Annotated in this window: 23 protein-coding genes; 15 read left to right on the top strand and 8 right to left on the bottom strand. The window is 62.3% G+C overall.

The window, feature by feature from the left end:
• The 3 genes from hemA to ACS5Q1_RS18785 all read left to right on the top strand — a co-directional run.
• Positions 1 to 726 (top strand): 5-aminolevulinate synthase (gene hemA, locus ACS5Q1_RS18795; RefSeq protein ID WP_473099617.1); only part of this gene is annotated, 726 nt, incomplete at its 5' end.
• A complete protein-coding gene (locus ACS5Q1_RS18790) occupies positions 723 to 1,976 on the top strand; it encodes an efflux RND transporter periplasmic adaptor subunit (RefSeq protein ID WP_473099616.1) in 1,254 nt (417 codons plus the stop codon). The genes hemA and ACS5Q1_RS18790, both read left to right, overlap by 4 nt.
• A complete protein-coding gene (locus ACS5Q1_RS18785) occupies positions 1,973 to 5,056 on the top strand; it encodes an efflux RND transporter permease subunit (RefSeq protein ID WP_473099615.1) in 3,084 nt (1,027 codons plus the stop codon). The genes ACS5Q1_RS18790 and ACS5Q1_RS18785 overlap by 4 nt, the downstream gene beginning before the upstream one ends.
• A gap of 92 nt (positions 5,057 to 5,148) precedes the next feature.
• On the opposite strand, the gene ACS5Q1_RS18780 is transcribed toward ACS5Q1_RS18785, so the two are convergent.
• From ACS5Q1_RS18780 to ACS5Q1_RS18765, 4 genes are all read right to left on the bottom strand, one after another.
• A complete protein-coding gene (locus ACS5Q1_RS18780) occupies positions 5,149 to 6,468 on the bottom strand; it encodes a low temperature requirement protein A (protein WP_473099614.1) in 1,320 nt (439 codons plus the stop codon).
• A gap of 253 nt (positions 6,469 to 6,721) precedes the next feature.
• Positions 6,722 to 7,249, bottom strand: coding sequence for a nuclear transport factor 2 family protein (locus ACS5Q1_RS18775; protein ID WP_473099613.1), 528 nt, complete (start codon positions 7,247 to 7,249; stop codon positions 6,722 to 6,724).
• A 101-nt stretch (positions 7,250 to 7,350) separates the two neighbouring features.
• Positions 7,351 to 8,043 carry an SDR family NAD(P)-dependent oxidoreductase gene (locus ACS5Q1_RS18770; RefSeq protein WP_473099612.1) on the bottom strand — a complete coding sequence of 231 codons (693 nt, stop codon included), beginning with the start codon at positions 8,041 to 8,043 and terminating at the stop codon, positions 7,351 to 7,353.
• Between the two features lie 46 nt (positions 8,044 to 8,089).
• Positions 8,090 to 8,503 (bottom strand): GlcG/HbpS family heme-binding protein, encoded by a 414-nt coding sequence (locus ACS5Q1_RS18765; RefSeq protein ID WP_473099641.1) that lies wholly within the window; start codon positions 8,501 to 8,503, stop codon positions 8,090 to 8,092.
• Between the two features lie 240 nt (positions 8,504 to 8,743).
• Between ACS5Q1_RS18765 and ACS5Q1_RS18760 the strand changes: the two genes are divergently transcribed.
• Positions 8,744 to 9,649 (top strand): helix-turn-helix domain-containing protein, encoded by a 906-nt coding sequence (locus ACS5Q1_RS18760; RefSeq protein WP_473099611.1) that lies wholly within the window; start codon positions 8,744 to 8,746, stop codon positions 9,647 to 9,649.
• A 21-nt stretch (positions 9,650 to 9,670) separates the two neighbouring features.
• Here ACS5Q1_RS18760 and ACS5Q1_RS18755 read toward each other — a convergent pair whose 3' ends face one another.
• The gene (locus ACS5Q1_RS18755; protein ID WP_473099610.1) at positions 9,671 to 10,606 is read right to left on the bottom strand and encodes a LysR family transcriptional regulator; all 936 of its coding nucleotides are present in this window, start codon (positions 10,604 to 10,606) and stop codon (positions 9,671 to 9,673) included.
• A gap of 115 nt (positions 10,607 to 10,721) precedes the next feature.
• On the opposite strand from ACS5Q1_RS18755, the gene ACS5Q1_RS18750 reads away from it, so the two are divergent.
• Together ACS5Q1_RS18750 and ACS5Q1_RS18745 are read left to right on the top strand one after the other, a co-directional pair.
• Complete coding sequence (locus ACS5Q1_RS18750) at positions 10,722 to 11,351, top strand: FMN-dependent NADH-azoreductase (protein WP_473099609.1); 630 nt, start codon at positions 10,722 to 10,724, stop codon at positions 11,349 to 11,351.
• Between the two features lie 239 nt (positions 11,352 to 11,590).
• Entirely contained in the window at positions 11,591 to 12,169 is a 579-nt protein-coding gene (locus tag ACS5Q1_RS18745) for a L,D-transpeptidase (protein ID WP_473099608.1), read from the top strand.
• 86 nt (positions 12,170 to 12,255) lie between these two features.
• Here the strand turns inward: ACS5Q1_RS18745 and ACS5Q1_RS18740 are convergent, their stop codons facing one another.
• Entirely contained in the window at positions 12,256 to 13,275 is a 1,020-nt protein-coding gene (locus ACS5Q1_RS18740) for a patatin-like phospholipase family protein (RefSeq protein ID WP_473099607.1), read from the bottom strand.
• A gap of 1,245 nt (positions 13,276 to 14,520) precedes the next feature.
• On the opposite strand from ACS5Q1_RS18740, the gene ACS5Q1_RS18735 reads away from it, so the two are divergent.
• Positions 14,521 to 15,420, top strand: coding sequence for a hypothetical protein (locus ACS5Q1_RS18735; protein ID WP_473099606.1), 900 nt, complete (start codon positions 14,521 to 14,523; stop codon positions 15,418 to 15,420).
• Between the two features lie 231 nt (positions 15,421 to 15,651).
• Here the strand turns inward: ACS5Q1_RS18735 and ACS5Q1_RS18730 are convergent, their stop codons facing one another.
• Entirely contained in the window at positions 15,652 to 16,617 is a 966-nt protein-coding gene (locus ACS5Q1_RS18730) for a LysR family transcriptional regulator (protein WP_473099605.1), read from the bottom strand.
• Positions 16,618 to 16,796: 179 nt separating this feature from the next.
• On the opposite strand from ACS5Q1_RS18730, the gene ACS5Q1_RS18725 reads away from it, so the two are divergent.
• From ACS5Q1_RS18725 to ACS5Q1_RS18690, 8 genes are read left to right on the top strand one after another with little or no spacing between them, the layout of a single operon-like run.
• Positions 16,797 to 17,825 carry an ABC transporter substrate-binding protein gene (locus ACS5Q1_RS18725; protein ID WP_473099604.1) on the top strand — a complete coding sequence of 343 codons (1,029 nt, stop codon included), beginning with the start codon at positions 16,797 to 16,799 and terminating at the stop codon, positions 17,823 to 17,825.
• 19 nt (positions 17,826 to 17,844) lie between these two features.
• Positions 17,845 to 18,648 carry an ABC transporter ATP-binding protein gene (locus ACS5Q1_RS18720; RefSeq protein ID WP_473099640.1) on the top strand — a complete coding sequence of 268 codons (804 nt, stop codon included), beginning with the start codon at positions 17,845 to 17,847 and terminating at the stop codon, positions 18,646 to 18,648.
• The gene (locus ACS5Q1_RS18715; protein WP_473099603.1) at positions 18,648 to 19,508 is read left to right on the top strand and encodes an ABC transporter permease; all 861 of its coding nucleotides are present in this window, start codon (positions 18,648 to 18,650) and stop codon (positions 19,506 to 19,508) included. Before ACS5Q1_RS18720 ends, ACS5Q1_RS18715 begins: the two co-directional genes overlap by 1 nt.
• A 30-nt stretch (positions 19,509 to 19,538) precedes the next feature.
• The gene (locus ACS5Q1_RS18710) at positions 19,539 to 20,900 is read left to right on the top strand and encodes an FAD-dependent oxidoreductase (protein ID WP_473099602.1); all 1,362 of its coding nucleotides are present in this window, start codon (positions 19,539 to 19,541) and stop codon (positions 20,898 to 20,900) included.
• On the top strand, positions 20,897 to 22,111 hold the full coding sequence (locus ACS5Q1_RS18705) for a CaiB/BaiF CoA transferase family protein (protein WP_473099601.1): 1,215 nt from the start codon (positions 20,897 to 20,899) through the stop codon (positions 22,109 to 22,111). Before ACS5Q1_RS18710 ends, ACS5Q1_RS18705 begins: the two co-directional genes overlap by 4 nt.
• Positions 22,108 to 22,884, top strand: coding sequence for an enoyl-CoA hydratase-related protein (locus ACS5Q1_RS18700; RefSeq protein WP_473099600.1), 777 nt, complete (start codon positions 22,108 to 22,110; stop codon positions 22,882 to 22,884). Before ACS5Q1_RS18705 ends, ACS5Q1_RS18700 begins: the two co-directional genes overlap by 4 nt.
• 10 nt (positions 22,885 to 22,894) lie before the next feature.
• Positions 22,895 to 23,242, top strand: coding sequence for a ferredoxin (fdxA, locus tag ACS5Q1_RS18695; protein ID WP_473099599.1), 348 nt, complete (start codon positions 22,895 to 22,897; stop codon positions 23,240 to 23,242).
• 28 nt (positions 23,243 to 23,270) lie between these two features.
• Positions 23,271 to 24,203 carry a dihydrodipicolinate synthase family protein gene (locus ACS5Q1_RS18690; protein WP_473099598.1) on the top strand — a complete coding sequence of 311 codons (933 nt, stop codon included), beginning with the start codon at positions 23,271 to 23,273 and terminating at the stop codon, positions 24,201 to 24,203.
• A 107-nt stretch (positions 24,204 to 24,310) separates the two neighbouring features.
• On the opposite strand, the gene ACS5Q1_RS18685 is transcribed toward ACS5Q1_RS18690, so the two are convergent.
• Positions 24,311 to 25,588: an alpha-hydroxy acid oxidase gene (locus ACS5Q1_RS18685; RefSeq protein WP_473099597.1), complete on the bottom strand. Its 1,278-nt coding sequence runs from the start codon at positions 25,586 to 25,588 to the stop codon at positions 24,311 to 24,313.
• Positions 25,589 to 25,686: the final 98 nt, after the last annotated feature.

Here is a 25,686-nt window from a genome sequence, read left to right as displayed (position 1 = left end):
GTGTTCGAGAGCGTCTATTCCATGGATGGCGATATCGCACCCATCCGCCAGATCTGCGACCTGGCCGAGCGCTATGGCGCCATGACCTATATCGACGAGGTCCATGCGGTCGGCATGTACGGCCCGCGCGGCGCCGGGCTGGCGGAACGCCTCGGGGTCATGCACCGGATCGATGTGATCGAGGGCACGCTCGGCAAGGCGTTCGGCGTCATGGGCGGCTATCTGACCGGCACCCGGGCCGTGATGGATGCGATCCGCAGCTTCGCGCCCGGCTTCATCTTCACCACCGCCCTGCCCCCGGCCGTCGCCGCGGCCGCCACCGCCTCGATCCGGCACCTCAAGAGCTCGCGGGCAGAGCGGCAGGCCCAGCAGCTTCAAGTCGCCAAGGTCAAGGAAGCGCTGATCCACGCCGACCTGCCGGTACTGGCGACCCCCACGCATATCGTGCCGGTGATGGTCGGCGACGCGGAAGCCTGCAAGGCGGCCTCGGACCGGCTGCTGAACAAGCACGGCATCTACATCCAGCCGATCAACTATCCCACCGTGCCCCGCGGCACCGAGCGGCTGCGCATCACGCCCGGTCCTCTGCACTCGGACGATCACATTGCGGCCCTCACGGAGGCCTTGATTGAAACCTGGAAGGCGCTCGGACTGTCCTTCCGGGGACTCGTGCTAAATACGGGTGAGCGCATGCAAACAACTCGACGAGTGGGGCGCAGACAGTGATCCGTACTGCTCTTCTCCTGCTCGCAACATTGACCGCCGGCGGTCTCTGGTACGTGTTGGCAGGAGCGGAAGGGCAGGCCTCGGCTCGAGTCTCCGTGGCCAAGGTACTAGGGACCTCAAATCAGACCTCCGAGCCTCCGACATCAGTCCAGACTTCGCTCTCGCAGAAGAGTCCATCTCCAGTTGCCGTGATCACTGCGCCTGTCCGGGCAAAGGCGATACCTATCACACGGACGAGCATCGGCTGGATCGAACCAACGGCACGCGTCACTGTGCGGGCCCGCATCGACGGCACCATTGTTGAGCGGCACATCCATGACGGTGCAGAAGTTGCTGCTGGGGATCTGCTGTTTCGCCTTGACGATCGCGAACTCCAGGCGCAGATCGCTCGCGGCGAAGCAGTTCTGAATCGCGACCGAGCCGTGCTGGCCAAAGCGCAGGCTGCGCTCAAGCGAACCCAGGAGTTGCTGGCCCGCTCCGTCGCCACCCACACCCAGGCCGAAGAGGCCGCCGCCGAGGTCAGGATTGCCGCGGCGAATGTTGCCGCGAGTGAGGCGACCCTGGACATGGATCGGACCAGGCTGGGGCACACCCGGATCACTGCCCCGATCAGTGGACGTGCCGGCGTCGTGCAGGGGAGCGAGGGCCATGTCGTGCGCGGCTCCGATCCATCCGGGGATGGATTGGTCACCATCACACGGATATCACCCTTGCAGGTCTCGTTCTCCTTGCCTGAGCACGACCTTCCTTTGCTACGTGCGGCCCTCGCGGGCTCCGAGGACAAGGGCCGCGTTCGAGTTTTTGCCGGTCGGGACGGTCAACTCTCCGCGGAGGCGGAGCTGACATTCATCGACTCGTCGGTCGATGTTGGTTCAGGCACCATTCTCGCCAAGGCCACCCTGAAGACCTATGACGGACTATGGCCAGGTCAGTATGTTCGTGTTGAACTGACGCTCGGTATGAATCCCCAGGCGGCGGCCGTTCCCCTTGTCGCGCTGCAGACGGGACACAGCGGCCCTCATGTCTTCGTCGTTGGAAGGGGCGATATTGTCGAGATGCGGCGGGTTCAGCCTCTCGATACAAACCATGACGAGGCCGTCATCACCGAAGGGCTCACGCCCGGCGAGCGCGTGGTGGTCGAAGGCCAGGCTCGCTTGCGCGACGGCAGTTTGATTGTGGAGGCGGCCTTGGCCCCGGCACCGGTGTCTCAGGGCTCCCGCACCGCCGATGCCCGGCCCGTGCGCCCATGAATGTTTCGGCCCGCTTCATCAGACGGCCCGTTGCCACACTCCTGCTGACTGCGGCCCTGACTCTTACCGGCCTTCTTGCCTATCGGCATCTCTCTGCTGCCGCCCTGCCCCGCATTGATATCCCCACCATTTCCGTCTCGACCTCGTTTCCCGGTGCGAGCCCCGAGACCATGGCGACCACTGTCTCGACGCCATTGATCAAGGAGTTCTCGACCATCCCGTCCGTTCGGGAGATCAGTGCAACCAATATTCAGGGCGCGTCCTCGATTACTCTGGAGTTTGCGCTTGAGCGCGACATCGATATGGCGGCGGCAGATGTCCAATCCGCCATCGCCCGCGCGCAGCCACAGTTGCCGATTGAGATGGCGAGCCCGCCTATTCATCGCAAGCTCAACCCTGCGGACGCTCCGGTCGTGCTGATTGTCCTCAGAAGCGACACGTATCCTCTGTGGCGGCTCGATGCGTTCGTTCGTACCGTGATCGCTCCACGCTTGTCTGCGGTTGGCGGGGTCGCCCAGGTCACAATATCCGGCAGCCAAAAGTATGCGGTACGCATCCAGCTTGATCCGCTGACCCTAGCGGCCCGTGGCATCGGCGTGGACGAGGTGGAGCGCGCCGTCCGCGCCGCCAATGCCCAGACGCCCGTCGGCTCTCTCTCAAGATCAGATCAGAAGCTCACCATCGAGGTCTCGACCCAGCTCGGTGACGCACGTGCCTGGCGCGATCTCATTGTCGCGAACCTCAAGGGACGGCCTGTTCGCTTGGGCGACATCGCCAATGTGATCGACTCCATTGAGGACGATCAGCGCGCCAGCTGGCACAACGGCTCACCCGCGCTGGTTCTGGCAGTGCAGCGCCAGCCCGATGCCAGCACGGTTGAAGTGGTGGACCAGATTCGGGCAGCCCTGCCCAGTATCCAGGAGGAGCTCGGGCCTGGCGTATCCCTCACGACGATGAATGATCGCTCTGTTTCGATCCGCGCGGCCATTCAGGATGTCACCTTCACCTTGGTGCTCACCATCGGTCTCGTCTGCGCCGTCCTTTATCTCGGCATCGGCCGTCTTGCCACAACTCTGATCCCCAGTGTCACCATCCCGGTCTCGATTATGGCCACCTTTGCGGCCATGTACGCCCTCGGTTTGTCCCTGGACAACATCACGCTGCTGGCCCTGACCCTTTCGGTTGGTCTCGTGGTTGATGACGCTATCGTGGTGACCGACAACATCGTACGGCACATTGAGGCTGGAACACCACCCCACACGGCAGCCCTGAAGGGAGCGAGGGAGGTTACCTTCACGGTCATATCGATCACTGCATCGCTCATCGCAGCGTTCATTCCATTGCTGCTGATGGATGGCGTGGTCGGGCGCATCCTCAGCCCATTCGCCATCACGGTCTCGATCTCCCTGGCGATTTCCGCTCTGGTATCCTTAAGCCTTGCTCCAATGCTCGCCGCCCGCCTGCCCGGTGCCAGGCCGCGGGAAGACGGCCGCCACAACCTGGCGAATCGTGCAATGTCGGGACTGACACACTGCTATGGCGCATGCCTCGGCTTGAGCCTGCGGTTTCGCTTACTGATACTGATCCTGTTCCTCGTCAGCCTTGTCGCCGCCGGCTGGATGTTTCGAACCATTCCGAAAGGCTTTCTCCCGCAGGAGGATATCGGACAGGTCATGATCTCGACCCGCGCGCGCCAAGACGTCTCCTTCCCGGCCATGGTCGAGTTGCAGCGGCAGGTTGAACAGGTGCTGCGCGCCTCCCCTCACGTGGCCGAGGTGGTTTCAGAGATCGGCGCGACAGCCACCACAAGCCTCAATGAAGGGCGTCTGTTTGTGGAGCTGAAAGCCAAGGCCGAGCGGCCACAACTCTCGCAGGTGCTGATGGATTTGCGCCGGGATCTGGATCCGCTACCCGGAATCGAGAGTCTTGTCACAACTGCCCAGAATGCCCGGATGGGAAATCAGTCTGGCCGGAGCGCATACCAGCTTACAGTGCAAGCTCAAACCCTTGCTGAGCTGCAGCACTGGTCCGCACGGCTCGCTCATCGGATGAGCCAGGATGACATGTTCATCGCCGTCCAGGCGGATACACAGGAGACAGCCCTGCACGCTGCCATCCGCGTCGACCGTGATAAGGCACGTCAACTCGGAATCACGACCGAGCAGTTGCGCTCCACTCTGCACACCGGTTTCGCTACGCGGCAGGCCGCGACGATCCGCGACAGTGCGGACAGCTATCAGGTTCTGATCGGGTTTGATCCCCGCCTTGCCCGAACGATGAACCCACTCGAGCTCGTGACCATTCGGTCGGCAAGCGGCGTTCTGGTCCCGCTTTCATCCTTTGCCACCATTGAGCGAACGGCGAGCCCGCGCTCCATCACCCAGCTGGGACAGCGGCCGGTCGTGACGATCTCCTTCGATACACCGACGGGGGTTTCGCTTGGTGAAGCCGTAAATCGGATCAAGGCTCTCAAGGTCCAAGAGGGCGTTCCTGCAAGTGTAACGACCGGATTCGCCGGAACGGCTCGCGTCTTCCAGGACATGGTGCACAATCAGCCGCTGCTGCTCGCGGCGGCGATCCTGACGATCTACATCGTCCTTGGCATGCTGTACGAGAGCTTTGTACATCCCATCACGATCCTGGCTGGGTTGCCGGCCGCCGCCATCGGAGCGGTCGCCGCTCTCCACCTATATCAGATGGAATTGGACATCATGGGGCTGATTGGCATCCTGTTGCTGTTCGGGATCGTCAAAAAGAATGCCATCATGATGGTCGACCAGGCGATTGTCCGTCAGCGAGAAGGCCTCTCACCGTCTGATGCAATCCGGGAGGCCTGCCTGATCCGCTTTCGCCCGATCATGATGACCACCGCCGTGGCGCTGGCCGGTGCCATTCCGATTGCCATTGGTTATGGCGCAGGCTCTGAGCTCCGTCAGCCGCTTGGAGTCGCGGTAATTGGGGGCTTGGTCGTGTCACAGTTGCTCACTCTCTTCATCACGCCGGTACTGTACCTTTACCTGGAGAAGATCTCTGACGCTGCACGGCGACTGTTCTGGATAAGCAAAAGACACCCAGCATAGCGGAAGATCCTATGCGGGTCGGATGTCGGTCCTCGTACATCATCCGGCTTAGGCGGGCACCAATCGAGCAAAGATGCCGACGTCCAGAAGCGTTACGGCCGATCGGTATGAGGTAATGGCGCCTCCGCATGCACCCGTGGGGGTCCGCTTAGAGGAGCCCCACTCTCCTTCGCAAGGGCTTCAGCTTCGTGGCAGTGTCCAAGGATTTCATAGCCGAGAACTGTGACGGCCGGTGCGAACATAAGGATCACAAGGCAAATCGCCATGTCGACACCGGCGAATGCCGCAATCACCGCAAGCGTCGCTACCGCGGCGGTTCCGACCAGCAACCAGACATGAAAGGGATCGAACCGGCCGACAAGATAGGTGTAGAGCGCATAGATCGATCCGAGAAAGACGCCGACCGGAATGGCGACACTAAGCACCGTCGCAGGCGCGCCGATATGGGCCTTGTGCTCAAGAAAGTAGGCTGCAACATGCAGCCCGGCGCCTGTCGCGACGATGGCGGTAACGATCACCATTTGACCGTAGCCCCAGACGAAGGACCGGTTGCGGTGGGCGTGGAGGATCTGCGCCGACGGCAGCATGTAATAGACCCACCACATGCCGAAGGTAAGCCCAATGCCAGCGAGACAGACCAGCGCCGCATCTACGGTCCACCCCTGTCCCTCGACCACGGCCGACAGCGTCGCGAGCGTTCCCACGACCCCCTCGCCGAGGGCGATGATCGCAAACAGGCCGTGGCGTTCGACAATATGATGGACATGCCAGGGCGTGCCTCCGTCCCTGTTCTCGGCGATCAAAGGTCCCATCAGTTCGATGAGCGCGAGGGTGCAACTGAGGATCAAGGTCACGCCGAGCGAGAAATCGAAAAAGATCAGCACCGCCCAGCCGAGCTGGGCGATCGAGATGGCGACGGCATAGGTCAGGCAAGCACGGCGCCGGGCGGGGTCCTGCTTGGCCGCACGCAGCCATTGGAATACCATGGCGACGCGCATGATCACATAGCCGAGCACCATCACCGAATTGTCGAGGTGTTCGCCGTGCTCGATGGAGGCGAACATGCGCGGCAGGCCGATCGCCAGGACCAGCACGCCGATCATCTGCACCATGGTGACGAGGCGAAAAATCCAGTCATCCGTATCATAAGCCGAGGAGAACCAAGAGAAATTGACCCAGGCCCAGCAGATGGAGAAACTCGCAAAACCGAAGCCGATCAGGGCAGCGGCGTAGTGGCCCTCCGCCAGCGCATGGGCGAATTGGGAGGCCGCGAGCCCAAAGCTGACGACGAACGTCAGGTCGAACAGGAGTTCGAGCGGGGTCGCGACGCGGTGAGCCTCGTGCGGGTCGCGGCCGTCCATTGGTCGGGTATGATGGTGGAGTGTCTCGGAGCCGGTCGGCGTGGCGTTCATAAACCGTCTCTCGTTGGTGTCCCCAGGGGCAACGCATTTGCGAAAGCGGGGGCCGTCACGGGCCAAGGAACCCGACGTTCCGCGGTCCCGATTCTAAAGTAGGCCTAACTGTTTGGCCACAGGGACAGCGCCGGCCAGCCTGCCGGCGGCACGGGCCTGCATTGCGGACGAAATTGCCCCGTGACTGTTGCCCTGCCATTTCACGATCTCTGAGCTACGGCCTTTCTCCGGTTGGCTGCAAGGCAAGAACGGCTTACTGAGGGAACGGCACCCGCGTCCATAACTCGTTGAACGCAATGCTGTCGAAGAACGCTGACGCATTGGTGATCTTTCCATCGCGCAACTGAAGGAACCAGGCATAGGTATTGGCGTAAGGTACGCCATCCCTGGCCGTACCACTCGCGTCGAAGAAGACGATCACGGTGTCGCCGTCTGCGTACATCTGGCGAATGGTCGGCTTGAGACCGACGCTCATGCGCGCGTTGAAGGGCCGGATGACTTCGCCAATGAAGGCTTCACGGAGGCCATAGGTTTTCGAAGCCAGCGAGTTCCCGGTTATGGCCCACTTCACATTGTCCGCCAGCAGGTCGTAGGGACTGCCGGTACCGGCCGCCCAGGCGTCGAACCCTCGCTGGATAATCGCCTTGTTTGCAGCTTGAATATCGCCTGTCTGGGCTAGGCTGTCTTGAGCACCAGCGATCGGCACCAATCCAGCTACGGCGAAGGCCATGGCGCCGCTGACAGTCCTGCGCTTCGCCGGTTCCGGCTTTTTCGTGCTCATCTCTCGGTTCCTTTCAAAAAAGGTCTTGTGACTACCTCGCCTTCTGAAAGTCGCATCGTCCTTGGAACTGCGGGCGGCGGAGATGGCCCGCCGCCGAAAGGTCAGATCTGATTGTCCCAGGCTGCGAGCTGATGGTTTCGCAGCATGTCTTCGATCTTTTTCGGCACCACGTTGCGGAACTTGCCGCTATCGGCGGGAACGATCTCGATCATCCGGTCGATCATCTCCTGCGGGTCCATGCGGCCTTCCGGCGTGGCGAAGAAGTCGTCGAAGCCCCTGCGCAGGTCGGCCCGCTTGGTGAAGTGCTTGCTGTCGTCGAGCCAGCGGAAGGGGTTGTCGGCCATCGTCTCGTTGTAGCTTCCCCAGTTGGCCGGCGTGAACAGCCCGCCCATGGACGAGGTGAAGACGACCTTGCCCCTCTTGCCCTCCGACACCCAGCGGCGCACGACACCCTGGGTGAGCACCAACGGCAGGAAGACGTTGACCTCATAGTTCTTGCGCACGAGCTCGATCGGGATTTCCCAGACAGGCCCGGCCTCACCCATGCCGGCGTTGTTCCAAAGCACGTCGAAGTCCCATGTCTGCGCCTGGGCGATGTCATAGGGATCCGTCAGGTCGAGGCGCTCGACCCGGAAATTCTGGAGCCCCAGCGCCTTGGCTTCCTCGCGCAGCGGAGTGACCTGCGACGAGACCTGGGTGGTGGCGATAATGTTGTGGCCGTTCTTCGCCATGCCAATGGCGGCGCCCTTGCCGAAGCCGGACCCCGCGCCGGTGATCAGAATGGTCTTTGACATACGTTGCTCCCGTGGTTTTGGAAACGAAACTGAAAGCGGGCTCGTCTCAGCGAGTCAGAGCTTCGAAGGCCGCAAAGCCCGCATGCGCGACTTCGACATCCTGCGCGACAGTGCCGCCGGATACGCCCAGAGCTCCGATGACCTCTCCATCCGGTCCCCTGAGCGGCATGCCGCCGCCGAACGGAGCCAGGCCGCCATTTGTCAGTTCCAGCCCTGGGGCAGGAGCGCCCGGCTTGCAATACTCCCAGACGGCCTCGCTGTTGGCCTGAAACAATACGGCCGTCGAGGCTTTGCGCATGGCAATGTCGATGGATGCCAACACCGCCCCATCCATGCGCTCGAGCACCTTGAGATGGGCGCCCGCGTCGAGCACCGCGATGACAACGGGAAGCCCCATTTCACGGGCCTTTCTCTCAGCGCCTGCCACGATGGCACGCGCTTGGTGTGAGTTGATTTGCATCATGCAGCCCCCTTCGTGAGATGCCGCGGTTGGCGGTGCCCGCATTGCGCAGGCAAACTAAATCGGATGGAACCAGGAGATGAGGACCAGATACTTTCGCAACGATCCGATGCGCCAGTGCGTAGAGTGCTGCATTTTGTATGGAAGCGCCATAATCTTGTCGCTCATCTAGGCTTCCAATATCTTACAGCTAAGCTGGGCCTCCTACGCGTCCTCACGTTCACCCCGTGGAGTATTCAGATGGCCGAGACCTTCGGGCAGCGCCCGGGTAAGATCGTAAGACTCGGCCAGCATCCCACGCTTGTCGTGCGTGCCCTGCAATTCGCGGAAATATCTGCCACACGGGTGTGCTGGAGCGAATCCGCCCCCGGTACTGCTATCCGGTTCGAGCGCAGACCCGGTTACATGATATGCTTGCACAGGCGCCCTCTGCCTCCCTGCCCATATTGGGCCGATGGCCGGTCATTTGCCCGGATGCCGCTCAACAGCGGACAGTTCCTTCTGCTCGATGGCAATGAAGAGCACGAGGCTCTGACCCATGGAGGGGCGGCCGATTGCATCTCCCTATACGCTTCGCGCGAGGCCCTGGATCGATTCCAGGAGGAGCACGAATTGCGTCCTCTCGGATCTCTTCGAGCTCCGAGAGGGGTGGCTCACGATGATCGCGTCATCAGGAGCCTGGGAGAGTGTTTGCTACCTGGCTTCGAACAGCCTGATAACGCGAACCAGCTCTTCATCGACCATGTTGCATTGGCGCTCCTCTCTCATCTCACTGCCTTCTACGGTGAACAACCAGTCGCCTTGCGGCCAGTCCGCGGGGGACTCGCCCCCTGGCAGGAACGCCGCACGAAGGAACTGCTCCTGGCTCACATCGGTGGAAAGATTGGCCTCGCCGAACTCGCTCGTGAATGCGGCCTCTCACGCAGCCACTTCGCGAGGGCCTTCCGGGTGACTACCGGCATGCCGCCCCATAAATGGCTTCTGGCACGGCGCATCGAGCTGGCGCAGGACCTGCTTCGGAGCTCGAGGTTATCCCTTGAGGAGATCGCACACCGCTGCGGGTTCACCGATCAGAGCCACTTTACCCGCGTGTTCTCGAGGCTCATGCGGATATCTCCGGGCGAATGGCGTCGATCACGATTATAGTCTGGACATCCATGGAGCGTCCTAGCCGACCAGCTTCCGATCGCCCGGTTCAGCCAAACACCGGTCCCACTCAGGCGTGCCTCCGAAACGCTCGATAAGCGTGTCGATGAGGACCCGAACCTTGCCCGGGACATAGGAGCCCGGCGGCCGCACGACGTAAAGGCCGTACTCAGGTGTCGGATAGTTCAGCAGGAGGGGCTCAAGGCTTCCACTTTCAATGGCATCGGAGACCAGGAACGACGGAGCGTCCGCGATCCCGAGACCTGCGAGTGCCCATTGGACAATGGCCTCCCCACTGTCCGTCCTCAGTCGCCCTTCGGGCCGGATCGAGATCCAGCGCTTGCCCGACTGGAACTGCCACTCCGGCGCAAGGCGACCCGTGTAGATCAGGCATTCGTGCGCCATGAGATCCTGTGGGCTGTTCGGCCGTCCACGAAGGACCAAGTAGTCCGGGCTGGCGACAAGAACGGAACGAACCGGCGCGATCCGGCGGGCCACGAGGCTGGAGTCCTTGAGGGAGCCAATGCGGACCGCAGCGTCGAACCGCTCACCAATCAGATCTGACACCCGGTCGGTGTAGGACACATCGAGCTGGAGAGCGGGATGGAGCCGAGCCAGATCAGCCAGAACCGGTGCCAGGTGACGCATACCGAATGCCAACGGTGCGGACAATCGGAGACGTCCACGCACGGATCGGCCCTGCTGCGAGACGGCATCTCGTGCCTCCTCGAGTTCGGCGAGGATTCGCTCGCAGCGAGTCTTGAATTCGATGCCGGCCTCCGTCGGGATGATGCCGCGCGTGGTTCGGCTCAGAAGTCGGGTGCCAAGATCCGCCTCCAGCCGCGTGATCCGTCGGCTGATGATCGACTTGGAAACACCCAAGTGAGCAGCGGCGCGATTGAGCCCGCCGCTCTCGACGACCTCTACGAAGCTCTTCAGATCTTCCAGCTCGGTCACGGCGGTGTTCCTCTTTCGGCAACAGCATGGTTCCGAATATGCGCCTTCTGCCGCATCGGATGAACCACTACGTCGGGCATACCGAAGTGAACAGAAACCGTGAAGGGATTGTCAAATGTCCACAGCTCTCGTGATCACCAGCAGTGCGCTCGGGGAAGCCTCCGTCTCGAGCCAGCTTGTTGAGGAAACGGTCGCCCGCCTGCGCTCCCACGATCCCGGTCTCCGGATCATCGCCCGGGATCTCGGCAGTAGTCCCATTCCGCATCTGGACGTCGACTCCGCCACGGCGCTCCGCGGAGCCGAACCAAGCAACGGGACCCAGGCCGCGGCCCGATCTCTGTCGGACGGGCTGATCGCCGAACTCAAGGCCGCCGATACGCTCATCATCGGCGCGCCCATGTACAATTTCGGCATGCCGTCGACCCTGAAGGCATGGTTTGACTACGTGCTGCGGGCTGGCATCACGTTCAGCTACAGCGAGAGCGGCCCCGAGGGTCTACTCAAGGACAAGCGCGCCTTGGTCATCGAAAGGCGCGGTGGAGTGTTCAGCGAGGGGCCGGCGCAGGCGATGGACTCGCAGGAACCCCATCTTCGCACTCTTCTCGGCTTCATGGGCATCACCGACGTGACCTTCATCCGGGCGGAGAAGCTGGCTTTCGGGCCGGAGGCCCGTGAGCAAGCCATCGATGCCGTGCGGCGGCAGATCAATGAAACGATCCGTGACACGTGCCGCAAGGCGGCCTAGTCAACGCCGCGCACCAGAGGAAGGCCTGACCTGCCTATTGTGACGACACTCAGGGATGCCAACAGTGATTGGCATCCAGACGCATGACATCGACGACTCAACCCGGTTGAAGGACGAACGGCCTCCTTGCCAGGGCCCTAGCGCAAGTCGTCCCCTTTCGGAGCACTTCCGATTGGCGTGGAACCGGAGGCTGGGCGCGATGCGTTGAAGCTGTGCCATTCCACGCGCGGGAGGTCCGCATGATCCGCTTCGTGTTCACGGTCGTGGCGTTTGCGTGCAGTGTGGCAGTCACGGGCTCCGCCAGCGCGCAGACCGGTGCCTTCCCTGGCCGAGAGCCCGCCAGCTTCTTCGAGCGCCTGTTTGGTGGGCCGATCTCCCCGACCGCGCGGCGGCTGGTCGCCTGGGCCGGCACCCAGCGTCCCGGCACCATCGTCATCTCCACCAGTCAGCGCCGGCTCTATTTCGTGCTCGGTACCGGACAGGCCATCCAGTACGGCGTCGGCGTCGGACGCCCGGGCTTCACCTGGGCCGGAATCAAGACGGTCAGCATGAAGCGGGAATGGCCATCCTGGAGCCCTCCGGCCGCGATGCGCCGCCGCCGCCCCGATCTACCGGGCTACATGGAAGGTGGCTTGGGCAACCCGCTGGGCGCCCGGGCGCTTTATCTCGGCTCCTCCATGTACCGGATTCACGGCTCCAATGAGCCGGAGACCATCGGTTATGCCGTCTCGTCCGGCTGCATTCGGATGACCAATGCCGACGTCATCGACCTCTACAACCGAACCCGCATCGGCACCAGGGTCGTGGTATTGCGCTGACGTGTAATGAGATGGGAGGTTGTTTCTCAGCATTCAGCCGACAGATGTGCGGATCGTGCCGGCGGCCATCCCTGACAGGCTGACGTTCAACACTCCGCCAGCAAGATATCCAGATCGGCCGTAGAGCGTTTGCCGAGGTCATCAGCGTTGGTATCCAGGAATTCACTGGCGGCTCGACGCCCCTCCGCCCGCAGTATCGACACGAAGTCCCACTCGCCATTGAGCTTCGACGATGCCCCGAAATCAGCCAACATGTCGCTCCTGATCCGGTGCGTCCGCATCTGTGCCCAGCGAGCCCCCTCTCCCGTCCCAGGATCGGCCACCTGGCGCAGAAGGGCGATCATGCGAAGTTCCTTCATCAAGGGAGAGTTGAATGAAATCTCATTGAGGCGGTTGAGAATGTCGGTGGCCGTGCGCGGCATCTCCCTCCGTTCGGGCGGATTGATCTGCACCAGGATGGTGTCGTGCGCGTCGCTCTCGCGGACCAATGGCGTGATGGTCGGATTGCCCGCGTAGCCACCATCCCAATAGAACTCGCCGTCAATCTCGATGGCCGCGAACATGGTCGGAAGGCAGGCGGACGCAAGAAGCACATCGGGCGTGATCTCGCCATTCCGGAAGATACGCCCGCGCCCGGTTCGAACACTCGTCGCCGTCACGAACAACTGGATCGGGGACTGGCTCAGACGGTCGAAATCGACGCTCTCAGCCAGAATTTGGCGCAGCGGATTGAAGCCTGAGGGGTTGAGGTCATAGGGTGAGAGAAGTCGTGATGCCAAGTCCATTGCAACATAGGCCGGGGATGTGTCGAGCGTCCAGCGGCCCATCAGGCGATCCAGCGGGGATCGTTGCAAGGGGCTGAAGGCCGCGGCGCGCGACACCCGCCGCCAGTATCGGTCAAGCGCGTGGCGGGCTCCTTCAGCACTACCCTCGATCCAGCCATCGGCCAGTACGGCGGCGTTCATTGCACCAGCTGATGTGCCTGAAATAGCCGCTATGCGAAGCCAAGACTCTTCGAGAAGCCGATCCAGAACCCCCCAGGTGAACACACCATGAGATCCGCCACCCTGGAGGGCAAGATCGATCAGGACCGGACTTCCTTTCATTGGGTGTCTCCGCCAAACCTGAAACTCTGAGGAACGTCCGCCCCAAACGTCGTGTCAGAAGGCTGCGACAGGTCAAGTCGCCGCAGCGTCAGGGCCGTGGTAGGTCGAAGCCGGCCTCGTTTGTTCTGTCTGGAAGGCTATCATGAGAGCGTCGGCCTGGATACGCCGGGCGCCACCATCCTGCGCCAGAAGCTGTCTCGGGGACAGATCGAATCTCGGCTGGACGACATGCCAGTATGTCTGATCGGCATGAATGCCTGCGTCGGAGCCAATCATCTCAGCCGTCAGTTGCTGGCTTTGATGTCGGTGGACATTATGGCGAGAAACTCGAGCCTTCGTGTCTCGCAATGTCAACCTGATGGCCCTGACGGTCAAGCGGACGGCGCAGGATGGCGTAGTCTCATCCTCATACGGTCACCGTCGAAGAGAACCGCCGGTGCGGCAAGGAACCGTAACTCGCTCAGACGTGCCCATGTTGAGGAGGACAAGTCATGCCTCACATATCCGCCCTTGTTGCCCTTATCGCTATCGCATCCGCGATCATTCCCGTGCATGCGGAGGCTCAAACCCGCGATCGACAGGTTGGTCAGAGCAGTCCTCTTGTCCTGAGAGTGAGACCGCGCGGCTCGTCTGGTCAGATTCCTTTGTATCTCGTCGGTTCAACCTACGAGCCCAGGAATGCCTTTGATCCGATCGAGCTTGTCCCTCCGCTTGGCCCTTCGGCCAATAATCTCAGGATCGTTCTGCCGATCTCGTCCGCGAGTTGTCGCATCACGCAAGTAAATGCCAGTCGGTTCGCCAGTCCCGGCTGCCTAAGTCGGAACCAATGATGATCCACAGGCCGGCATTGGGGCAAGGCGTACTCTAGGCAAGGAGAGTTCGTTGAACACGGCGGCATTGTTCGGACGTGGCATGCCACTCGCGTGGGCCGCCCATGCAGCGACCCGCGCAGTAAGCCTCCTGGTGACGGATTGGTCCGCTATCGTGCGCACTCCACGGGCACCCGATAGATGCCGTCAACGAGTACCGCGCGGCCGGGCACCCCGTTTCTGCCTTCTGCAGACAGCATGGGATGAGCTCAGAGTCTACGGATGTTGTCGCAGTCACCATATCCAGAAAGCAACACTCAAGGCTAAACTTTCTGGATCTCCTCACCGCTCTCGATTCCTGTCTTGACCGCGGGTGCTGCCTCGGCTGCTATGAGCTGGCTGGGAAAGACAAGGGATCAGTAATCCAGGGGGAGCAATGCGTTACCTTCCGCAATGGCTATCGCGTGGCATCGTGGTTCCGGTTGGCCTCCTCGTCGGAAGTGCAACCTCCGCCCTCGCCGCAGACTTAGGGGCTCCTGCTCCACCGCCCGTGATCGAGGCTCCCACCGTGCCGGGGTGGACCTTCCGCTTCGTGCCCTATGGCTGGCTCACTGCCTTGGACGGCACCCAGACCGTGCGTGGGCGCTCCGTGAAGGTCGATGCCAGCTTCATCGACCTCGTCGAGCATAGCGACACGCTCGTGGCGCTGATGGGTGACTTCGAGGCCCGCAACGGCCCCTTCGCCCTGATGGCCAACCTCGTCTGGAGCAAGATCGGCGGCGAGGGCGGCGATGTCCGGTCCCGCGCCCTGGCGCCGGGCATCACGGGAACGTTCGGCACCTCGCTCAAGCTCGACATCGAGATGGCCATCGCCGAGGTCGGCGCCGCCTATGAGGTCGCCCGCTCCGGCCCGGTTGCTTTCGATATCCTCGGTGGCGCCCGCTACTGGTACCAGGAGGCGGACCTGTCGTTCGCCATCGCGGGCACGGTCGACATCGGCGACCTCCAGGTCGCCGGGGCTCGAGCCTTCGCCCGCTCCGGTTCCGTCGACTGGCTCGATCCGGTGATCGGCGCACGGGTGCGCTACACCGTAGCACCGGGTCATGAGCTCCTCCTGCGCGGCGACATCGGCGGCTTTGGCGTTGGCAGCGATTTCTCCTGGCAGGCCATCGGCGCCTACGGCTTCGAGTTCGGCACCTACCAGGGCATCACGTTCTCGGGCGTGATCGGCTACCGGGCGCTCTACGTCGACTATGTTCAGGGCGAAGGTCGGCGGCGCTACGAGTTCGACATGCTTCAGCATGGACCCATCCTTGGCCTGAGTATGCGGTGGTAACCCGACATGCCCGGAATGTCTGGATCTCCAACGCCATGCTAGCGACCTGTCGGTCAGCAAAGGGGAAAAGCAGGAGATTCGGGTGAGCGGCAGGAAGGTTCGCTTTGATCTCATCAGCAAACAGTTTCAGAGCCTTTCTCGCCTGCTGAAAGTCCGCTCCCGGGACTGATGAAGACGAGCATGCACGTTCTACCCCGTGCCGAACGCGCCACTCAAATTCCCCGCTGTGTGTTACGACACTTCCGAATTTTCATTCAGTTCTCCTATTCGTTCCTGGTCGGCATCCGAGCTCGGAGAGACCTGCAGGAAATCCGTCAAAGAGGCTCTCACGTGATCCATGGCGATGCGGGCGGAGGGCGTCATCCGCTTATGTTGCGGGACCAGAATCCCCAGGCCACTTCCGGCCAGTTGAGGTTCCGCCAAGGGCACATGAACAAGTTCCCCCCGCCTGATTTCGTCCAGAAATCCGATGGGGCTGAAGAATCCGATACCGAGATTTCTCAGGATGACTTGACGCATGAACTCGATCGAATTCGAGACGATGCGCGGCTCGAGCCTGGCTCCGGACTGGGCAAATTGCGTCGTCATGATTGCGTCGAGAAGCCAGCGGTCGTGCAGCATGACCACCGGGTGCTTGGCGCATTCGGTCAGCGTCACATTCTTGCGACCGGCCAGTGGATGATCCGGCCGCATCACGGCACCGACCGAGGTGGTAAAGGTATCCGTCACTTGTACACCTTCGAAGCGCCGGTCGGTGAACAGCACTCCGAAATCGGTTCGGCCAGATCGCAGCTCCTCCGCAATGTCACTTGGATTCACGACGAGCACCGTGAACGTGACTTGTGGGTAGACGGTTGAAAGCTCCTCGACCACGCGCGGCATAAACCGCAGCGCCAGGGACTCAAGGGAGATGATCCTGACGTGGCCGGTAATGACGCCGGACAGGCTAGCCATCTCCGCCTTGATTCGCTGGAAGTCCGACATGGTGTCGCGGATGTGCCGGAGCAGAACCTCGCCGGCGGCGGTTGGAACAACGCCGTTGGGACGGCGCTCGAACAAGGGCGTCCCCAGATCCTCCTCGAGCTTCAGGATCTGCCGGTTCACCGCCGACGAGGCAACATTGAGGGCCTCGGCAGCACGGCGAATAGAGCCGAGCCGGGCGACCTGATCGACGTAACGTAGGACGGCGGCGTGCATCGGAGCCTCCTCGGGGGCGCTGCTTTTTCGGCATCGCCTCTGGCGAAATTTAATGCTTCCGGAGATCGCCTGCGCAATCGATAATTCGTCCTGCACCACCCAGAAAATCAGAAAAACACCAGAGACAGGTGCGTGAGCCCAGACGCGGCCGGTCGGCGGCTGCCAGGCAGGAGGAAAACATGAAAGACGGAACTCGGCTTTCACGCCGTACGGTCCTCAAGGCATCGCTTGCTGGACTGGCCATGACCCCCGGATGGGCTCGCTTCGCCCACGCCCAGCACAAAACCACAACCGTCAATTTGCAGCTCGGCTGGCTGGCCAACAACAACCAGCTCGGCGAGGCCTGTGCCAAGAACCTCGGCTACTACGAGGAGGAAGGCATCAACCTCGTCATCCAGCCGGGCGGCCCGAACATCGATGGCGTCGCCGTCGTCGCCTCCGGCCGGCACGAGATCGGTCAGGTCTCTTCGAGCCCGTCCCTCATGCTGGCGGCCTCGCAGAAGATTCCGGTCAAGTGCATCGCGGTCGGAGCACAGGAGCATCCTTACGCCTATTTCTCCCTGCCGAAGAACCCTGTGCGGACGCCGCAGGATCTGGTCGGAAAGAAGGTTGGCATCCAGGCGACCGCCCGCGTTCTTCTCAACGCTCTGCTCAAGAAGCACAACATCTCGGAAAAAGATCTCCAGATCGTCGTGATCGGCTCGGACATGAGGCCTCTGCTGACGGGGCAGGTCGACGTGGTCTCCGGATGGCTCACGAACACGACGGCCCTGAAGCCCCTCGGACCCGACCGCATTGACCTCCGTCTGTGGGACGCCGACGTCCGCCTCTATGCGCTGCCATATTACTCAACCCAGAGCCTGATCGAGAAGAAACCCGACATGCTTGCGGGCTTCCTCCGAGCCACGGCCAAAGGCTGGGCTTACGCCCGTGCGAACACCGACAAGGCGGTGGACTTCCTGGTCAAGGAATATCCGAATCTCGTCCGTAATGACGAGCTGGAGGCGAGCCAGAGCTTCCTGAAGTTCGCCTTCAACGGCGCAACCAAGGCCAATGGCTGGGGCACCTTCGATAAGGGTGTATGGCAGGAACAGATCGGTCTCTACGACGAGCTGAAGCAGTTCACCGCCGGTGCGCCGAAGCTCGACGACGTCGTCACGACCGCGATCCTCGAGAAGAGCGCGGACGGTCGTCCGAAGATCGGGTGAGGATGCCATGCTGAACACGATGAGCTATCAAGCCCAAATTCACCCTTCGCTGGCCGCCACTGCCCTTCCGGCCGTGGAGTGCCAAGGTGTTACAGTGCGCTTCACGACCGAGCGCGGCACGGTGACAGCGTTGGAGAACGTCGACCTGACGGTGTCTCAGGGCAGCTTCCTGAGCCTGCTGGGCCCCTCGGGTTGCGGCAAGTCAACTCTGCTGCGCGTCGTGGCCGACCTGATCGCTCCCACATCCGGCAAGATCCGGGTGAATGGGGAGGCTCCCGAGGTCGCCCGCCGCAACCGCGAGATCGGCTTCGTCTTCCAGGATGCCGCTCTCCTGCCATGGCGGACAGCATTGGAAAACGTCATGCTCCCACTCGAGGTTGGAGGGGTGCGGCGGTCGAGCAACCGTGATCCGAAAGAACTCCTGGCCCTGGTCGGTCTCTCGGGTTGGGAGGAAGCATATCCGCATGAGCTCTCCGGCGGCATGCGGCAGCGCGTGTCGATTGCCCGTGCTCTCGTGTCAGGACCGAAGCTCCTCCTGATGGATGAGCCATTCGGCGCTCTCGACGAGATCACCCGCGACCGGCTCAATGAGGAGCTCTTGCAGGTCTGGGAATCGACCGGAACGACCATTCTGTTCGTCACCCACTCGATCTACGAGGCTGCCTTCCTGGGTCAGGAGGTTCTCCTTCTGGCAGCGCGTCCTGGCCGCGTGCGCGAATTGGTCGACGTGAACCTTCCTACCCCCCGGCGCCTGCCTCAACGGGAAACCGCCGAGTTCGTCGAACTCGCCGGACACCTGCGCCGTGTTCTGGAGACGTGCTGATGAGCCAGACAATCCTTTCTCCTGCCGTATCCGCGGTCAGCTTCGGTGGTGCCTTCGCCAACGACGAAGCGGAACAGGCACGCTTCGCTGCCGCTCAGCGGCGCCTCGCCTGGCGCAAGCGGTTATTGCCCATCGCCGCCATTTTAGGACTGATCGTCCTCTGGGGTGCGGTGGTCGCGGTGTTCGACGTGCAGCCGTTCATCGCTCCATCACCCTGGGCCGTAGCAAGCGTTCTGGTTGCGAAGGCCGACATCCTGTTCGCCAACCTTGTGCCGACAGCAACCGAGGCAGTGCTTGGATTTCTGCTCGGCAATCTGATCGCAATCGTGATCGCAACCGCATTCGTCTACAGCAAGGCTGCGGAGGAAGCCTTCTTCCCGGTCGCCGTGATGATCAACACCATTCCTGTGGTCGCCAAGGCGCCCATCCTGGTGCTGCTGCTCGGCAACGGCATGGAACCGAAGATCGCTATTGCGGCGCTGGTTTGCTTCTTCCCGACGCTGGTGAACATGACCCGCGGCCTTCGTGACGTGAATCCGCAGGCGCTCGAACTCATGAAGGTTCTCTCGGCCAGCCCGCGCGAAGTCTTCTGGAAGCTTCGGGTCAGAAACTCGCTGCCGTACCTGTTCTCGGCGCTCAAGATCGCCGCCTCCATGGCCGTCATCGGCGCCATCGTCGGCGAGTGGATCGGCTCTACGAATGGCATCGGCGCTCTGATCATCCAGGCCACGTACAACTTCGACTCGCCGCTGCTCTACGCCACGATCGTGGTCGGCTCCACCTTCTCGGCCGTGTTCTTCGGTCTGGTTTCGATGCTGGAGCGTCGCCTGCTGAAGTGGAACACCGCCCGCGCGAACTGATGCGCCGGCCCTGCAACAAGGACAAGTACAATGACTTCGACTCGTGACTTCATCTCTGAAGACGGTGGCTCTGTGCCTGTCGCCGCTCGCGCCAATCTCGTCGTGGTCGGTGGCGGACCGGCAGGTATCTCCGCCGCGGTGGCGGGCGCCCGCCAGGGACTCTCGGTCATCCTGCTGGAACGCTATGCCTATCTCGGCGGCCTTGCCTCCGGCGGCATGGTTCTCGTCCTCGATGACATGTGCAATGGCACCGAGATCAGCGTTCGGGGCCTCTGTACCGAAATGATCGACCGCATGGAGCGGCTCGGGCTTTGCGTCACGCCACCGGAGGAAGAACGCGTTTCGGATTGGAATCTGTGGCGCAAGTGGTCCCGCTGGGGGGTGTTCGACTTCCACTCGCACCAGAAGCCGCAGCCGATCTGCTACGCCGCGGCCTTCGATCCCGACGGGTTCAAGCGCGTCGCCAACGATATGGTGGCGGAAGCCAAGATCCAGCTGCGCCTGCACTCCTGGTTCTCGAAGACCATCGTCGAAGACGGTCAGGCGAAAGGTGTGATCGTCGAGAGCAAAGAAGGACGCCAAGCCATCCTGGGCGACGTCATTGTCGATGCAACGGGTGATCTAGATGTCGCCGCCTCTGCCGGCGCCCCCTTCATCAAGGGTAGCTACATCGTCACGACCGTGTTCCGCCTTGGCGGTGTGAATGCGGAAGAGGCGGAGCGGTTCGAGTTCGAGGAGCCCGACGCCTTCCACGCCATCGACCGTGAAGCCAAGAAGATCATGGGCGGTTCCTGGGACAAGTGGTGGCTGAAGACTCCGCTGCCGGGAATCGTCTGGTGCAACTGTCCGCACATGGTGAACCATGACGGGTTGAGCATCGCCGATCTGACCCGGGCCGACTTCGAGGGCAGAACCCGCATCGCGGCGCTGCTTGAGTTCGTCCGCGCCAAGCTGCCCGGCTTCCAGAACGCCTTCATCGTCGATGTGGCGCCCCAACTCGGAATCCGGCAGACGCGGCTCCTGGAAGGGCAGTACGTGATGACCAAGGAGGACGTGGCACAGCGGCGCCACTTCCCGGACAGCGTGGCCCGTGGGCGCGACTACTACTATCCCTACCGCTCGCTTCTGCCTCAAGGGATCGACCAGCTGTTGGTCGCAGGCCGTCATTATTCGGCGACCTCGTCGGCGCAACGCATCTCGCGCGAGATTCCCCCCTGCATGGCCATGGGCGAGGCGGTCGGTGTGGCCGCGGCGGTTGCGCTCGAAGCGAACACCTCCGTTGGTCTCATCGATGTGAAATCCCTGCAGGCCCGCCTGAGGGCGCAGGGCGCCGATCCCGGCGATGTTCCCGCGTCAAACGCGACAACTGAAATTGTGGAGGCCGCAGAATGAACGCCCATACCACTACGCCTGTGGCGCAGCCGCTCACCGGTATCAAGGTCATCGACTTTACGCAGGTGATGCTCGGCCCCTGCGCCACGCAGGTCCTTGCCGATTACGGCGCGGATGTGATCAAGATCGAACGGCCCGGTGCGGGCGACCTGTCCCGGACCTCCATCGCCGACGATCCGGACGGATTGAACAATCCGGTGTTCTGCAGCCTGAACCGGAACAAGCGCTCGATTGCCCTCGACCTACGCAATCCGGCCGGCAAGGAGATCGTGTACAGCCTGATCCGCAATGCCGACGTGGTGGTCAACAACTTCCGTGCCGGCGTGATGGAGCGCATGGGCTTCGGATATGAGGATCTGGTCAAGATCAATCCCCGGATCATCTGCGCCTTCGGATCGGGCTTTGGGCAATCCGGCCCGTTGTCCCATAAGGGCGGTCAGGACGTGCTTGCTCAGGCCCTCTCGGGCGTCATGGCGCGCCGGGCCGACCCAAGCCAGCCGCTGTCGATCTATCCGACCGCGCTCGCCGACTACACGGCCGGAATGCACCTCGTGCAGGCCATCCTTCTCGCCTTGCTGCAGCGGGAAAGGACAGGCGCGGGTCAGCAGGTGTCGGTGTCGCTCTATGACTCCATGCTGGCCATGCAGATGCAGGAAGCCGCCATGTGGCTCCAGCGCCGCCGCGACCTGAACTGGGCGGCCTTCCCGCTGACGGGTGTCTTCGAGACGACCGATGGTGCGCTCGTGCTCGTCGGCGCCTTCAAGGCCAATCCGCTGCGCGATATCTGTGCGGCCCTTGAGCTTCCTGACCTGTCCGAGGAGGCACGGTATGCCACCTTCGCCGGACAGGTCGAGCACAAGGCGGACCTGCAGGCCCGGTTCCGGGAGCGCTTCCGCTCCAACACCACGGCCTTCTGGCTCGCGCGGCTCGAGGAGCAGGACCTGTTGTGCGCCCCGGTCCAGAACCTTCCGGAAGCGCTTGAGTCGGAGCAGACCGCAACGAACGGCACCGTCATCGAGCTCGACGCGACGGCCGAGGGAATCAACGAGCCTGTGCGGCTGATCGGGACGCCGCTCACCATGAGCGCCTGCGGCTTCCAGATCCGCCATGCGCCCCCGAGCCTGGGCGAGCATGGGGAGGAGATCCTGCACGAACTGGGCTACGACAGCGCGCGTATCGAAGACCTCAAGCGTGAAAGGATCGTAGCATGAGCGTCCTGTACGAGGTCACGAACGGGGTTGCCCGTGTCACGATCAATCGTCCTGATCGGATGAACGCGGTCGATCAGGAAACCGAGGCCGCCTTGATCGAAATCTGGGAGCGGATCCAGCGGGATCGCTCCGTACGCGTGGTCGTGTTGACCGGCGCCGGCGAGCGTGCCTTTTCGGCCGGCGCCGATGTGAAGTCCGGCAGCGGTTCGTCCGGTCTGGAATACTGGGCAGCGCCGCGGCCAGGCGGGTTCGGCGGCATTGCCCTGCGCGATACGCTCGATGTTCCTGTCATCGCACGAGTCAACGGCCACGCGCTGGGTGGCGGGTTCGAGATGGTGCTCGGCTGCGACATCGTCGTGGCCGCCGAGCATGCGTCGTTCGGGTTGCCCGAACCCCGGATCGGACGGCTGGCGCTCGACGGCGGCATTGCGGTTCTGCCGCGTCGGATCCCTCACGTCTGGGCCATGGGGATGCTGCTCACCGGCAGGCGGGTCCCTGCCGCGGAGGCCCTGCGCTTCGGCCTCGTCAACGAGGTTGTCGCCGGAGCGGAGCTCGATGGAGCCGTGGAACGCTGGGTGAACGATATTCTGGCCTGTGCGCCACTCTCCATCCGCTCCATCAAGCAGATGGTTCGCGCAGGCAGCCGCCTGACACCGCAGGAGGCGCAAGGCCTGCGCTTGCCGGCGCTGGTCGAGGCCCTCCAGTCGCAGGACCAGGATGAGGGGGTGCGTGCGTTCCAGGAGAAGCGCGCGCCGGTGTGGCAGGGCCGATAGGGAGGCTCCGATGGCCTATGTGATTGCATCCGCCTGCATCGACGTGAAGGACGGGGATTGCCAGACAGCCTGTCCCGTGGAGTGCATCTACGAGGGCGGGCGGATGATGTACATCCATCAGGACGAGTGCATCAGCTGCGGTCTCTGCCTGTCGGTTTGCCCTGTACAGGCAATCTTCGACGAGGCTGACCTGCCACCGCACGAAGCAGGGTTCCAGGCGATCAACGCGGAGTTCTTTGGCCCTGACGTGACCGGCTGGGGCAGTCCAGGCGGTGCTTCGCAGAAATTTACCACCAACCGCGATCATCCGATCGTGTCTGTTTACGTGGCTTCCTCGGCTTCTGTTGACGCAGCCTGAAGGCCGGGTTCACAAGAAGGCTCAAGACATGTTCGGTTCCAAGACATCCGAGGCTATCCCGGAATGCGGTACAGGGCGGCGTTTATCGGGCGTAATCGCGGCCATTGCGACCCCGATCACCTCGACAGGCGAACCCGATATTGATCGCTTCATCGCTCTCGCCGAGCATCTCCTGTTTCACGGCTGTGACGGACTGAATATTCTCGGCACCACAGGTGAGGCCACATCGTTCACGCGTGAGCAACGTATGGCTCTGATGTCGGCAGTGGCTGATGCAGGCCTGCCTCTGCATCGACTGATGGTTGGCACCGGCGCGGCAGCAATCAAGGACGCACTTGTGCTGACCCGACATGCCGCAGAGATCGGCTTTGCGGGCGCCCTCGTGCTGCCACCGTTCTATTACAAGGGTGTGTCGGATGACGGGATCATCCGCTACATCGAGGCGATCGTCGAGGAAACCCGATCTCGGCCCATTCCGATCTACCTGTACCATTTTCCGGCAATGTCGGGCGTGCCATATGGGGTCGATTTGGTCCAGCAGCTTCGATCCGAGTTCGGCGAGCGCATTGCCGGCCTGAAAGATTCCTCGGGCGATCTCGACTATGCGCGACGGGTGGCTGCACTCTCTCCGAGCCTGCAGGTCTTCCCGTCCAATGAAGCGGTCCTGCTCGAAGCGCGTGCTGGCGTATTCGCTGGATGTATCTCGGCGACTGCCAACCTGAACGCGGATCTATGCGCACGGACCTTCCATGACGGTGACGAACGGGCCTTGGCCGCAGCGGTGTCAATCCGGCGGATTTTCGACGGCCGGCCTCTCGTTCCCGGAGTCAAGGCCGTCCTGGCCCACATTCATCACGATCCGTCCTTGGCGGTGCCGTTGCCGCCGCTCGTTCCATTGAGCGAGAATGAGCGCCAATCCGTCGTGGAGGCATTCGAATATCATCGGAGCGTGCCGCATTGACGAGTTGACTTGCCTATGCCGGTCCTCGCCCGAGTGCCGGTACGGCGCGCATTGGCCTGATCCTCCAGTTCGGATCCTTTACCTCGTTGGTAATCCCGTCTGAGCCCTCAAGCCTGCCTTCCAACAGTGCGACTGAGCGTGATCAGTCGATCCGAGCCCATTTCCTCAAGTGAGTTGATGCCGAGAAGACCCATGTTGCGGTTGATCTCCGTCGACAGAATACTGATTGCGTGGCTGACACCAGCCTCACCTCCGATTGCTGCCGCATAAACGAACGGACGGCCGACGAACACGAACGTTGCGCCGAGGCCAATGGCTTTCAGCACATCGGAGCCTCGCCGTACACCGCCGTCCATCATGACTGGGATTGCCGCTCCCACGGCATCCGCAATGGCTGGCAGGACGCGGAGAGGCGAGACCGCGCCATCGAGCTGCCGGCCACCGTGGTTCGAGACGACGATGCCATCGACGCCGCTGTCCCGGGCGATGCAGGCATCCTCCCTGGACATGATTCCCTTGACGACCAAATATCCCTTCCACCGATCGCGGATCAGCTCCAGATGATGCCAGTTCAAGTGATCCTTGGCGCCGAAGTCCCGCATCACGCTCTTGGCCAGAATCGGTGCGCCACGCGTCGCGTGGGAATTCTCGAAGTAGGGCATGCCGTGCCTGAGCAACGTTCGCAGGAACGTGTTCAGCGTCCAGTTCGGCCGTACCATGCCATCCCAGGCAAGGCGTAAACTGGGACGAAGCGGAGTGGAAAAGCCGCTTCGAATGTTATTCTCGCGATTGGCCAGAACTGCCGTGTCCACGGTCAGCACGAGTGTCCCGAAGCCCGCCTTCTCCACCCGCTCCAGCAGAGCGAGGATCCGGTCCGGTTCACCCGGCAGATATGCCTGAAACCAAGCCGCAGGATTCGCCTTGACGACGTCCTCCAGACGAATGAGGGAGGATCCACTCATGATCATGGGGATGTTCGCCTGTTCCGCGGCTCGCGCCAGGACCAGATCGCCGCGGTAGGCGGACAAAGCGCTGATGCCCATGGGAGCGATCCCGAAGGGAGCCGCGTATGTGCGGCCGAACAGTTCGACGCTCTGCGTTCGCTTGGACACGTCGACGAGCACCCGCGGGACAAAGCCGAACTCCTCGAAGGCCGACCGGTTATCGCGGAGGGAGGCATTGGTTTCGGCGGCGCCTGAGACGTATCCGAAGATCGGCCGCGGCAGGTGGCGGCGTGCCGCAGATTCGAAGTCGTCGAGTGCCAGAATCCGGCGAAGGCGCCGCGGGAGAGTGGCAGGAGGCGTCCGCACCGTAGCCTGGACAGGCGTTGCTTTGAGGTCCGCCGTGGAACGGTCAAGACCGCGCGGCGTGTCAGAAATCCCCATGGCCTTCTTCTCTTTGATGTCTCGTGGATGAGGGACAGAGCCGTGCCTTCGCAAAGCTACGCCGCTTCGAGTGGAAGGCCCGGCTGGTCGGTGGCTCC

Source organism: Microvirga sp. GN3 (assembly GCF_055792825.1).
The sequence above is the reverse complement of the archived record's forward strand: the minus strand, read 5'-3'. Positions and strand labels throughout refer to the sequence as shown.

Coding starts and splice junctions, on each gene's coding strand:
- ACS5Q1_RS18785 (WP_473099615.1), top strand. CDS start 1,973: ATGAATGTTTCGGCCCGCTTCATCAGACGGCCCGTTGCCACACTCCTG.
- ACS5Q1_RS18780 (WP_473099614.1), bottom strand. CDS start 6,468: ATGAACGCCACGCCGACCGGCTCCGAGACACTCCACCATCATACCCGA.
- ACS5Q1_RS18775 (WP_473099613.1), bottom strand. CDS start 7,249: ATGAGCACGAAAAAGCCGGAACCGGCGAAGCGCAGGACTGTCAGCGGC.
- ACS5Q1_RS18770 (WP_473099612.1), bottom strand. CDS start 8,043: ATGTCAAAGACCATTCTGATCACCGGCGCGGGGTCCGGCTTCGGCAAG.
- ACS5Q1_RS18765 (WP_473099641.1), bottom strand. CDS start 8,503: ATGCAAATCAACTCACACCAAGCGCGTGCCATCGTGGCAGGCGCTGAG.
- ACS5Q1_RS18760 (WP_473099611.1), top strand. CDS start 8,744: ATGGCCGAGACCTTCGGGCAGCGCCCGGGTAAGATCGTAAGACTCGGC.
- ACS5Q1_RS18750 (WP_473099609.1), top strand. CDS start 10,722: ATGTCCACAGCTCTCGTGATCACCAGCAGTGCGCTCGGGGAAGCCTCC.
- ACS5Q1_RS18745 (WP_473099608.1), top strand. CDS start 11,591: ATGATCCGCTTCGTGTTCACGGTCGTGGCGTTTGCGTGCAGTGTGGCA.
- ACS5Q1_RS18740 (WP_473099607.1), bottom strand. CDS start 13,275: ATGAAAGGAAGTCCGGTCCTGATCGATCTTGCCCTCCAGGGTGGCGGA.
- ACS5Q1_RS18735 (WP_473099606.1), top strand. CDS start 14,521: ATGCGTTACCTTCCGCAATGGCTATCGCGTGGCATCGTGGTTCCGGTT.
- ACS5Q1_RS18730 (WP_473099605.1), bottom strand. CDS start 16,617: ATGCACGCCGCCGTCCTACGTTACGTCGATCAGGTCGCCCGGCTCGGC.
- ACS5Q1_RS18725 (WP_473099604.1), top strand. CDS start 16,797: ATGAAAGACGGAACTCGGCTTTCACGCCGTACGGTCCTCAAGGCATCG.
- ACS5Q1_RS18720 (WP_473099640.1), top strand. CDS start 17,845: ATGAGCTATCAAGCCCAAATTCACCCTTCGCTGGCCGCCACTGCCCTT.
- ACS5Q1_RS18715 (WP_473099603.1), top strand. CDS start 18,648: ATGAGCCAGACAATCCTTTCTCCTGCCGTATCCGCGGTCAGCTTCGGT.
- ACS5Q1_RS18710 (WP_473099602.1), top strand. CDS start 19,539: ATGACTTCGACTCGTGACTTCATCTCTGAAGACGGTGGCTCTGTGCCT.
- ACS5Q1_RS18705 (WP_473099601.1), top strand. CDS start 20,897: ATGAACGCCCATACCACTACGCCTGTGGCGCAGCCGCTCACCGGTATC.
- ACS5Q1_RS18700 (WP_473099600.1), top strand. CDS start 22,108: ATGAGCGTCCTGTACGAGGTCACGAACGGGGTTGCCCGTGTCACGATC.
- fdxA (WP_473099599.1), top strand. CDS start 22,895: ATGGCCTATGTGATTGCATCCGCCTGCATCGACGTGAAGGACGGGGAT.
- ACS5Q1_RS18690 (WP_473099598.1), top strand. CDS start 23,271: ATGTTCGGTTCCAAGACATCCGAGGCTATCCCGGAATGCGGTACAGGG.
- ACS5Q1_RS18685 (WP_473099597.1), bottom strand. CDS start 25,588: ATGGGGATTTCTGACACGCCGCGCGGTCTTGACCGTTCCACGGCGGAC.